Below are 10,281 nucleotides of genomic sequence, written 5' to 3' on the forward strand. Positions count from 1 at the left end.
TTTTGCTCATGATTTCTGAATGTAATAGGACTAAACTGTTTTTACAATTTTGTCCAACCATTCAGGGGGCTAAGACAGTACGACCAAGAATTCAAGAAGATGGCTGTGGAGCTCTCACTGGCAAAAGGATCTCTAAAAGCAACCGCTCAAGAGTTGGGGATAACCCCACAAATTCTGACCCGCTGGCGTAGTGAACGAGTAGGTACTCAAGCCAATCCCGCCCTCAACCGAGTCCAGTCAAGTCTGGAACAACAAGAAATAGCGCGACTGAAAAAGGAGCTCAAACAGGCCGAATTGGATCGGATCGCCGAAGCGACGCGATATCTTAAAAAAGGTAGTCGGCATCTTCTCCAAGGGCGACGTGAAATATTCGGATTTATAAAGGCTCACCAAACCGATTTTCCCGTTGAGACGATGTGTAAAGTTCTGAAGGTAAGCCGCAGTGGGTATTATTATTGGCTTGCCCAACGACCTGCCAAAAGGACTACTGAAAATCAAGCTATTATCCAGCGAATTAGTAGCTTATTCACCGCCAGTAAAGGTCGGTATGGGAGTCCCAAAATTACGCAGGATCTAAATGCTCAGGGCGTAAAAATATCGCGGCCCCGTGTGGCCAGACTGATGAAACAAGCGAATCTGAAAAGTGTTACCCAGAAGAAGTACGTGGTCACCACGACGGATTCTAAGCACACCTACCCAGTGGCTGAAAACCATTTGAACCGCCAATTCAATCCCCCCAAGCCGGGTCAGGCTTGGGTTTCGGATCTGACTTATATCCGGACCGGTGAAGGCTGGCTCTACCTGACTATGATTATGGACTTGTATGATCGGAAAGTGATTGCCGGGCCGCCGGAGCGGTTGGGCTTTAAGTAAGTCCATGAAAGCTACTGAAACAACCATTCCGGCTTGGCAGATGGCCCTTAAAAACCGGCCTATCGAGCGGGACTTAATCTTTCACCGCTCCGGCGGCCCGGTCAGATCGAGGAGTGCAGTATGCTTGTCATGCCTTTACAAAACTGCTGAAAAAACACCCAATGGTTCTACAAAGTATGACCGGGCTGCCGATGCAGTGGGAAAGGTAACTGTTGGGACAATGCCGTAGCTGAAAGCTTTCGCTTCGGCGATCCGATTCAAAAGCCTCAAGTCGGAGTTGGTGTATCAGCAGGAATTTCAAACGCAAACTATGGCTAAACAGTCTGTTTTTGAATATATTGAAGTATGGTACAATCGGCAACGGAGGCATTCGGCGCTGGGCTATCTTTCCCCGATTGAGTATTATAACGGGCAACGGCAAAATGTTGCTTAAAAATTTGTCCAGTGTTTTGTTGCAAGTCCACTTCACCTTTTGACGTCGGTAAAGGTAGATCCATGATAACGATCATATTGGCGTGTCCAAGGCAGATAATACCCCGATAATTCCTTGCTCAAAATGGGCATAAGCCGGCTTCCAGTCCAGTTCCTGTTTGGCCTTCTGGTTGTTGACCCGAAACGAGCTAGTTAGCGATTGTACCAGCGGCCGACCAATCAACAGCCCAATCAGCCAAGGCGGGATACTACCTACTGGCTTCATCCCTTGGCTGGTTGTTATGTGATTGACGAGTTGGCGAAGGGGCAGCGGCTCATCATCCACAATGTTGTAGACTTGTCCGGCTTTTCCCTTTACGAGGGATTTCTCAAAAGCATGGGCCAAATCCTGGACATGAATCGGACTCCAATAGTTGTCTCCTTTACCGAAGACCCGTAGTTGACCCTTCTTTAAGGTGTCATAGAAAGAAGCCTTGAACAACCCGCCGGGGCCGTAGACAAAACCGGGACTCAGTATGATGACGTTAAGTCCTTGCCGGTGGTGCAGCTCCAGGAGTTGGGCGACCACCACTGCATGGCCTTCGCCCAACGGAGAGGGTATAGCCGGGGCGGTCTCATCGATCCAGGTGGCACCATGATCGCCATAGTTGAAGCAACCACTGGTATAGACCAGTCGTTTGTTATGGTGTAGACAGGCTTGGGCCAGCGCCAGCGTCATGTGTTGGTCGGCCTGGTTGATCCGGTGTTTACTGGCGTTGGTAAAGCGGCCCTTCACACTCAACTGGGCGGCCTGAATGACGGCATCGACGGTAGGCACTACCGGCAGGTAGGTTTGAGCAGAAGCCATCTCCCCCGGTTTTGGGATCATGCCTTGTTCAATAAGTGGTTGCGCTTTGGCCAAGTCGCGCACTAAGCCGGTGACCTGGTGACCCTGGGCCAATAGGGTCTCGACGATGGCGCTGCCAACAAAGCCGGTGGCACCGGTAACAAACACATGCATAAGGATGGGGGTTGATGACGCGTCAATCTACGAAAGAATCTAACTACTGGTAGCGGGTGCTACTAGGGGAAGGAACGGGCGCGTACTGTACAAACTAAATTTGGTACCGTACGTGCCATCGCTCCTGAAACGACACACGATTTGGTCAGAAAAGCTGATTTATCGGTCAGCTTCGCTTACCAGCGCCTTACTCCCCCGGTTTGACTAGGGCCGAGATGTAGGCCTGCAAGGTGACCGTCCCACGAATAGGCGCATTAGGTAGCTCGTAGGTTTGATCCAGGGTAATGGCCGTCATCGTGGCCATCGACTCGGCCGCCTGTTGCGAAAAGCCCCGCTGTTGTAGGGTAGCGGCCCAGGCTTCACGCGGAGTTGCGACCGCTTCAACGTCTTTGCCTAGCACATCAGTAAAGGCCGCGGCCACATCCGCCGACGAGTAGCGTTGGGGTCCTTCGACATAGTGTAAGCCGGTTTTTTGAACCGGTTCCTGTAACAGAGCTGCGCCCACCGAGCCTACATCCTGAGGAGCGACCATCGGTAACGTGAACGCAGGCGGGTACAGCGTAGGCACCTGGCCGGCCTGTTGGGCTGTAGCCAGGGCCGTGTCCCAATTGCTCATGTAGTAGGCCGCCCGGATGATGCTGGTGGGGATACCCGTTTTCCGTAAGCCCTGCTCCAGTTCGTACAGCACGCCCAAGTCCCCTACCCGCTCGCCGGGCTGCGCCCCATAGGTGGATTGGGCCACAATCTTCTCAATCCCTGAATCCATCAAGGCCGCCAGAATCGATTGGATACTTTGGCGTTCTTTCTGGGCGGTGTCGGTCGTGATTGGGGCGGGTGGGTTTAACACGAACAGACGTTTGCCCTGCTGAAAGATCCTGTGCAACTGGTCGGCGTCGTGGACGTCCGCTAGGGCGACGGTTGCCCCTTTGTGTTGCCACTTCTGCTTTTTCTTAGCATCGTGCGTAATAACGGTGACGGCCTCTCCTTGGTCTAACAAGGATTGAGCTACCGCCGATCCGACATGGCCGGTAGCTCCCAAAATAATGAACATGGCGTTGTGCGTTTAATGAGTTAACTAGTTGAGCGAAAGCGACCAATAGCGGCGGCTTTGGCAAAGCTATACTACCTCTGCGACAAGAGTATGTCAGGGGTAGCTAGGTTTATTCACGCAAGGTCTCAAAATACTGTTTTAACGTGAGGGAATGGGGGGTAAACGTCTCGGTTAGCACCTCAAGCTGCTCGATGCGGTCAAGCCTAAAGATGCGAAAGGCACTGCGCAGCCCACACCAGCCCACCAGCAACCAGTTCTCCTGGGTGCTCAGTAGCAAAGCGAAGGGTTCCAACGTTCGGTGGGACAACTCCCCCGAAGCCGCTCTGTAATCGATACGCACCCGCAGAAAGGCCGTCAGGGCGTTTTGCAGGGTGGCCAGATGTTGACTTTTAAGCTGGACATGGGTGTGGGTATACACCTTCAGGCGGGAAGCCAGCAAGTTCGCTTTCTGTTGGGTGGGCTGGCGTAGAACGGCCCTGAGCTTGGCCAGGGCCTGCCCGTAGGCCTGCACCAACGATGTATCCTGATTGGCCTGGATGAGGTGTTCGACGGTAATTAGGGCGTTGGCTTCGGCTTGGGTAAATGAAACAGGCGGTAGTCGATACCCTTCCACGAGCGCGTAGCCCTTTCCCTCCACGGTCAGGATGGGCACCCCAGCGCTTTCGAGGGTCTTCATGTCGCGGTAGATGGTGCGCACGCTGACCGTAAATCGGCTGGCCAGTTCCGTGGCCGTCGTTAGTTGTTTGGTCTGCAAAAGGGTCTGGATGGCGACTAACCGGGCCAGTCGCTTTGTTTCTGAATCGGCCATATAGATCTATACGCTTAGCACCGGCTAAAAGTACTCGCTGAAAACCGTCGTATGCTAGTGAACAGGGCAACGGGTCTGAAAGGGTCGTTTCTAGCGAGTAACTCCTGTATTTTCAAATTCTCAAAATACGCTTGTATTCGTGAACGATCTGAGCCGTTTTACCACATAAGCACTGAGAAGGGGTAGTAAATTTAAGTAGACCGCCTTTGGCTCTTAATAACCCGAGTGGTAGAAACCGCTGGCCTCTCAGCCTGTTTCTGTAATCGTTCATCGAACTCATGATCCACTACTTCCAACACCTTCACCTGACTCATCAGCGGGTGCAAAGGGTTGATCAGGATGTTGCGCGAAGGCGTGTTCCTAACAATCACCGACGGAATGGCAAAGGCCAAGGCGGGATAGCTAGGAATTAGCTTGGGTAGTAAAAACTGCGGTAGGCTTTCGGGATATTTAAGCGCATCCCAACCGGTAGGCAGCTCAGATAGTCGGATCTCCTCAATGGCCTCCGGTAGCTCGATGCTCACCCGTACAAACGGCGGCAAATCGCGCACTGGTGTACCATCTAAGTGCACCAGCGTTTCTAGTAAAGCCAACTCCGGTGTCATCGACGTGTAGACTAAGGGAGTACCCGGTGGATTCCAGCGACCACCGTTCAAACGAGCCCCTTCTCCCGTGAGCACTGACTCAATGAATTGCTTCTTTTGGATACGGTAGACTAAAGGCATTGCTTAACTGTAAACGCCATACTCAATGCGACCTAAGATCTGGTCCACTACTTGAAAGCCAGTAGCCGTGTCCAGCAGTTGTAGGGGGGATTGACTTTCCAAGATCTCTAGGGGGCGGCGCAACCAGCGGTTGAACTTACCTTGATCTTCGAACACGCGCAGGCCATGGGCCGCCAGGGCTTTGAGCAGCAGGAGTCGTTCAGATTCCACCTTATTCAAGGAGCCACTCACTAAACGACGAGCCATCGTTCGCTCATTCATCGATAGCAGGATTGCTAACTCCCGAATCGTCAGCTCTAATAAAGAAGCCAGTTGTCGCACTTCGGCATGGGACATCCCTGAACGCGACTGGGCAATGAGTTCGAAGGGACCGGTTCGCTCGGGTAAGATGCGCACTATGGTATTAGCTGCCTCAAAAATAGGTTTTTGTGTGCTACTGTTTTTAGCGCCCGGCCTAACTTTGCGATCTTTCTCGGTAGTTGCTTTCACTTTCACAAGTAACAATTTGTCAGCAACGTTACTGACATTTTACGTAGCTATAACTCATTCAGCTAAAAAAAAGTTTGTAGGTGGTCTTGTAACGAATTTCGGTGATACCGACCGCGTCCCGGCGGTCTCCAGCTATATTATAGAATCAGCAATTTTATTATCCTTCACTAAACTGACCACCATCGGGCGGGCCCCGCTTAATTCCCTTTCCGTCGAACCGGCGACCAACAGATAATTAGTCATCTATTCAGCAAGAATGACCGGTGGTCACCGTAGCGCGGTAAAGGCATCTGAAATCTCCATATTATCTCTTACAATGCTAGTGCCAGAGCAAATAATTTTTTAGGTCTGCTTCTGAAATTGGGGAATAGTATATAGTTTTCCAAACAGGTGCAACCAGCTGACTACTAAACTCATCTACTCAAAAAACTATAGTTAAGGCCATGGCTTATCAAGCAGCCCCACCCCTACTGATTCTCTTATGTAGTGCATGGTTAGCCGCTATTTGTTCGGACTTATTCGCTCCCTTACCTGTATTGAGATAATAGTATGCTATTCGGCTACGCCCGCGTTTCTACACAAGATCAAAACCTGAACTTGCAACTAGATGACCTGAAAAAAGCAGGTTGTGAGAAGATTTTCCAGGAGAAAGTCTCTTCGGCTAAAGTAAGACCGCAACTTCAAAAGCTACTGGAAATTCTGCGCGAAAATGATACGGTCATTGTCTGGAAGCTTGACCGGCTGGGCAGGTCATTAAAAGAACTCTTCACACTGGTCAACGACTTTCAGACCAAAGGAATTGGTTTCCGTAGTCTGAATGATGCCATCGATACCACCACTGCACAAGGTCGCTTAGTGTTTAACCTGTTTGCATCCCTGGCTGAATTTGAACGTGATCTGATCCGAGAACGAACCAAAGCTGGTTTGGCCGCAGCGAAGGCTAGGGGAAGAATAGGCGGCCGTCCGAAAGGACTCTCAGCGGAAGCCCAAGTAAAGGCAAGGGCTGTTAAGTCTATACATACCCTCAAGACGCATACGATTCCGGAGATTGGTCAGTTATTTAATCTCAGCCGAGCAACGGTTTACCGGTATTTGGCTTGGCAGAGGAAAAATAACAGTTGATTCATAAATGATATTGCTTCAAAATATGGGCGAATAAAGAGACGGTATTATGATACATAAATATAATACTAGACTAGAATTACACTTTAAGTCATAGTTAACCTACTTTGAATAGCTTTAATAAAAAATTATAATGGCTTAGTAATGTTAGCGTTACATTCAAAACTGAACGCAACAATGAAAACTGCACCTGTTCTACTTTTCGTTTGTTTACTTACTTCCTTAGTGGGTTGCAAACAACCCATCGCTGTCGAAAAGGGAATGTTCAATGAAGTGTGTCATTTTTTCAAACCCTCAAAAACGGCTTAACCCGCTCACCGTATAAAATAGCTAGTTGCTGCACTGTCAGTGACCAGTTGGCCAGAGGCATTGTCCAAGTCTCAATGATGCGTTGTGTGGTCAAATAGAGCAGTTTTATCAAAGCAGTTTCGGATGAAAACGCCCCTTTTGACTTAGTCACGCTCCGAATTTGGCGGTGAAAACCCTCAACCGTATTGGTGTTGTAAACAACCTTACGAATGGCGGCTGGATACTCAAAAAAACGAGTTAGCCGCGTCCAGTTTCGTTGCCAACTTTCTACAACCAGCGGATACTTTTGCCCCCATTTGTCAGCAAAAGCAGCCAGCTTCTGCTCGGCACTGGCCAAGGTGGAAACCTGATAGATTGGCTTTAGGTCAGTGGCTACTTCTTTTTGATCTTTGCTGGTTACGTAGCGCAGGGAGTTGCGTACCTGATGGACCAGGTAGAGCTGCACGTCAGCTTGGGGAAAGACCGTTTCGATGGCATCGCCAAAGCCTTTCAAATTGTCAATGGACGTAATCAGTAGGTCCTGTACTCCTCGGTTTTGTAGGTCGGTCAACACTGATAGCCAGAAACGAGCACTTTCCGCATCACCAAGATAGATGCCTAGCAGGTCTTTACGGCCTTGTAAATCAACCGCTAAGACATTGTAAGCTGCTTTGCTGACAACTTTACCGTCTTGGCGGACTTTGAAATGAACGGCATCTAACCAGACGAATGCATAGACGGCTTCCAGTGGCCGTGAGCGCCACTGCTCAACCAGAGGCAAGACCTTGTCGGTGATGGCTGATAACTGGCCGGTGCTGATCTGTAAGCCGTACAAGTCGTCCAGGTGATGCTGGATATCTTCGTAGGACATGCCCTTGCTATAGAGCGAGAGAATCCGATTGTCGAGTCCTTTGCCTAAAGTGGTCTGCCGTTTGGCAATCAACTTAGGCTCGAAGCTGCCCTCGCGATCACGAGGCACGTCAACACTGATTGGACCGTGATCGGTCTTGACCGTTTTCGCTTTGCTGCCGTTACGTCGATTGGGCCGATGCTGTTCGACATGGGCTTGCATCTCGCCCGATAAGACGGCATCAAGCAGATCTTTTAGCATTGGGGCTAAGACGCCATTTTTGCCCGTGAGTTCTTTGTCGCCAGCCGGCATCCGCTCAATGGCTTGTTGGCGGAAGGCGTCATAATCGAATTGTTCTTTCCCTTCTGTTTTCATTTGATTATCAAGTTAGCAAATCCCAACTTGACACACTTTACTGAACACTCTCGTCGAAAATGATCCTGACCCTGTGGCCAACGTGGCCCCTTCCTTCAATCAAGTAAATGTAGGGTTTCGTTCGTCCCACGTTACTTGTTTATTGAATCAGTGGTATGGATTAACGTATAAGTCTGAACCGATTGTTTTTCGAACCATCAACGATGAGCGTACGTATCAAGCCTTTTTCCCTTGTTCGTATACAACGCCCCTGCCAACCATCGATTTTTCTAAGAATACGCTATTAATTGGCATGAAGGCTGACTATGGTCAATTTATAAATACACCCACCAATATCAGTAGCATCTCTCAAACGCTACTGCCAACGAACGGTGGTGGCTATAGCCTTCAGGTAAAAGTAGTCGGTAAAACGAACAAAAACGAACCAGGCAAAGGACGTGAGTGGTTTTGCATTCACCTCGTTAGTGCCTAAAATAACAAGTACTGTTAGTCTGGATATGCAGTATCAGTTCAAGTAATGCTCCCTGTTCCCCCCTACATGAGATGAACGAGCGTTCATGCATCTGCTCAAAAAATGGGGCGTTTAATGAAGCGGTATTTAGCCTGATGTTCCGAACTTTGGCTAACCTATTGTTCACTTATAGAACGGTCATAAAACGAATTTTATGGATTCTAATAGGGTCTTGCATCATATAGCAATACTCGAACAAAATAACTCGCTACATCATGCACTCGTTTATGCCAACCTTTCTACTTTGTTTCGCACTTTATTGGATGGGGAATATAGACCACCAATCTGAGACGATCCAGACGCCCGGCGCCATTCAAGTCTCAGGACATTGTTTCGACATCACCACCGCAGCCTACCTACCCATTGAGGCATTTACCATGTCGGGTACAGACAAAATCGCATTGGGGCACAGTGATAAGGACGGGACGTTTTTCCTCCAACTACCGCTCTCGGCCACGTCTGTTTCGTTTGCCAGTAAGGGCTACCATACGGTGACCTTACCCGTGAGTTTTGTCAACAAACCTAGCCCTAAGGCCGAATTCCGGCTAGGTATTATCATGAGTAAACAAGATTCGGCAACGGCCCAGCAAACCAATCAATTACTCATCAGCAATGATTTGCCTAGTAGTGGAACGGTTAGTTACCTGGTCGAACCGACGGGCAGCATGACCAGCTTGCCTCTTCTGAAAACCGCCCATGGCAACCGAGTATCACCAGGTGGCCGTCTTAGGATTGAAAAGGGTAGGACATTACCCCAAATCAATTTTGAAGGCGCTATCCCTGGCCCTTACCGGATTGCCGCATTGATGGACAACGGTCAGGTGTTGGTGGATAAAAAGTTTACCGTTACAGAGGGGTTAACGTTTATGGAGGTACGAATTGATTAGCTAACTCTGTCTGGACTTACTATCGTTGATTGGCCAAAAAAATATCAGTAACATTTGTCTGAAAATGTGGCAAGTCTAATCTCACAAATCCCGCCCTCCTGAGATGAAAGAGTGTCAATAATTCGGGCGTTTCATAAGACGCGCCGATAGCAGAATGTTTGTACTTTTATCTTGCTCGTTTTACAACTACCGTTCTGTGAATAGAACAAAAAGTGGAGTTAGCTCAGTGATATTTTTTCGACCGGCTTTTCTAGTCAAGCTCACTGCCTCAATTTTTTGGCGAGAAGCTGGTCAACCTCCTCGACTAAGGTAGGGGAATAGCCACTCGCTGTATAAATGATAGTGCCTTGCTTATCAATCACGAATAAAGCGGGTGAACCATGGACCTTATAGAGCGCTTGGATCGAATCACCCTGGTAGACACTAGGCATGGTGATCAGTCGGTTCTTTAGAAATAAGGCTAGCCTATCTTTTCGTGGATCATCAATGGTGTTAACGCCCACAATCATCACTTTATCAGCGCTATATTTTTCATGCAAGGCTTGTAAGGAAAGCATCTGCTTTTGACAGGGAGCACAGGCTTTGAACCATAAGTCTAGAATGACAAGCTTCCCTTTTAACTCCTCTAAGGATAGTGTCTTACCGCTAATCATGGGTAAACGCCAAGTAGGTGCTTTAGAGCCGATTGGTAATAATTCATTAGTAGTTAGCTCTTCAGCTGGATTATAGTTTTTTTCAATCCGGTAGTCGGTTAATCTGTCTCGGCTAAATGGATTTTCTACTGCTACGTTCGTTTTAAGGGGTTAAGCAAATATTTTAGTGTATTTTAGAGGACCTTTCATCTCCTCTGCCATGCTCAAAATTACACTC

At 48.8% G+C, this 10,281-nt stretch carries 10 protein-coding genes and 1 pseudogene; 4 read left to right on the top strand and 7 right to left on the bottom strand.

The window, feature by feature from the left end; all coding sequences use genetic code 11:
- The first annotated feature begins 24 nt into the window (after positions 1 to 24).
- Positions 25 to 1,306 (top strand): annotated as a pseudogene (locus IC229_RS35130) (IS3 family transposase).
- Positions 1,307 to 1,378: 72 nt separating this feature from the next.
- Here IC229_RS35130 and IC229_RS35135 read toward each other — a convergent pair.
- From IC229_RS35135 to parS, 5 genes are all read right to left on the bottom strand, one after another.
- Positions 1,379 to 2,305, bottom strand: a complete 927-nt coding sequence (locus IC229_RS35135) for an NAD-dependent epimerase/dehydratase family protein (RefSeq protein WP_190893725.1) — start codon at positions 2,303 to 2,305, stop codon at positions 1,379 to 1,381.
- Positions 2,306 to 2,492: 187 nt separating this feature from the next.
- The gene (locus IC229_RS35140) at positions 2,493 to 3,356 is read right to left on the bottom strand and encodes an NmrA family NAD(P)-binding protein (protein WP_190893727.1); all 864 of its coding nucleotides are present in this window, start codon (positions 3,354 to 3,356) and stop codon (positions 2,493 to 2,495) included.
- A gap of 109 nt (positions 3,357 to 3,465) precedes the next feature.
- The gene (locus IC229_RS35145) at positions 3,466 to 4,164 is read right to left on the bottom strand and encodes a helix-turn-helix transcriptional regulator (protein WP_190893729.1); all 699 of its coding nucleotides are present in this window, start codon (positions 4,162 to 4,164) and stop codon (positions 3,466 to 3,468) included.
- A gap of 191 nt (positions 4,165 to 4,355) precedes the next feature.
- The gene (locus tag IC229_RS35150) at positions 4,356 to 4,889 is read right to left on the bottom strand and encodes an RES family NAD+ phosphorylase (protein WP_190893731.1); all 534 of its coding nucleotides are present in this window, start codon (positions 4,887 to 4,889) and stop codon (positions 4,356 to 4,358) included.
- 3 nt (positions 4,890 to 4,892) lie between these two features.
- Positions 4,893 to 5,384, bottom strand: a complete 492-nt coding sequence (gene parS, locus IC229_RS35155) for a type II RES/Xre toxin-antitoxin system antitoxin (RefSeq protein ID WP_317171705.1) — start codon at positions 5,382 to 5,384, stop codon at positions 4,893 to 4,895.
- A gap of 543 nt (positions 5,385 to 5,927) precedes the next feature.
- On the opposite strand from parS, the gene IC229_RS35160 reads away from it, so the two are divergent.
- Positions 5,928 to 6,500: a recombinase family protein gene (locus IC229_RS35160; RefSeq protein WP_190893733.1), complete on the top strand. Its 573-nt coding sequence runs from the start codon at positions 5,928 to 5,930 to the stop codon at positions 6,498 to 6,500.
- A gap of 286 nt (positions 6,501 to 6,786) precedes the next feature.
- Here the strand turns inward: IC229_RS35160 and IC229_RS35165 are convergent, their stop codons facing one another.
- Positions 6,787 to 8,013 (bottom strand): IS256 family transposase, encoded by a 1,227-nt coding sequence (locus tag IC229_RS35165; RefSeq protein WP_190893734.1) that lies wholly within the window; start codon positions 8,011 to 8,013, stop codon positions 6,787 to 6,789.
- Between the two features lie 142 nt (positions 8,014 to 8,155).
- Here IC229_RS35165 and IC229_RS35170 point away from each other — a divergent pair, with 142 nt between their 5' ends.
- Together IC229_RS35170 and IC229_RS35175 are read left to right on the top strand one after the other, a co-directional pair.
- A complete protein-coding gene (locus IC229_RS35170; protein WP_190893736.1) occupies positions 8,156 to 8,485 on the top strand; it encodes a hypothetical protein in 330 nt (109 codons plus the stop codon).
- 266 nt (positions 8,486 to 8,751) lie between these two features.
- On the top strand, positions 8,752 to 9,411 hold the full coding sequence (locus IC229_RS35175) for a hypothetical protein (protein ID WP_190893738.1): 660 nt from the start codon (positions 8,752 to 8,754) through the stop codon (positions 9,409 to 9,411).
- A 260-nt stretch (positions 9,412 to 9,671) separates the two neighbouring features.
- On the opposite strand, the gene IC229_RS35180 is transcribed toward IC229_RS35175, so the two are convergent.
- Positions 9,672 to 10,151, bottom strand: a complete 480-nt coding sequence (locus tag IC229_RS35180; protein WP_317171706.1) for a TlpA family protein disulfide reductase — start codon at positions 10,149 to 10,151, stop codon at positions 9,672 to 9,674.
- Between the last annotated feature and the right edge of the window lie 130 nt (positions 10,152 to 10,281).

It is taken from the genome of Spirosoma profusum (assembly GCF_014699005.1).
GTDB classification, from domain to species: Bacteria; Bacteroidota; Bacteroidia; order Cytophagales; family Spirosomataceae; genus Spirosoma; species Spirosoma profusum.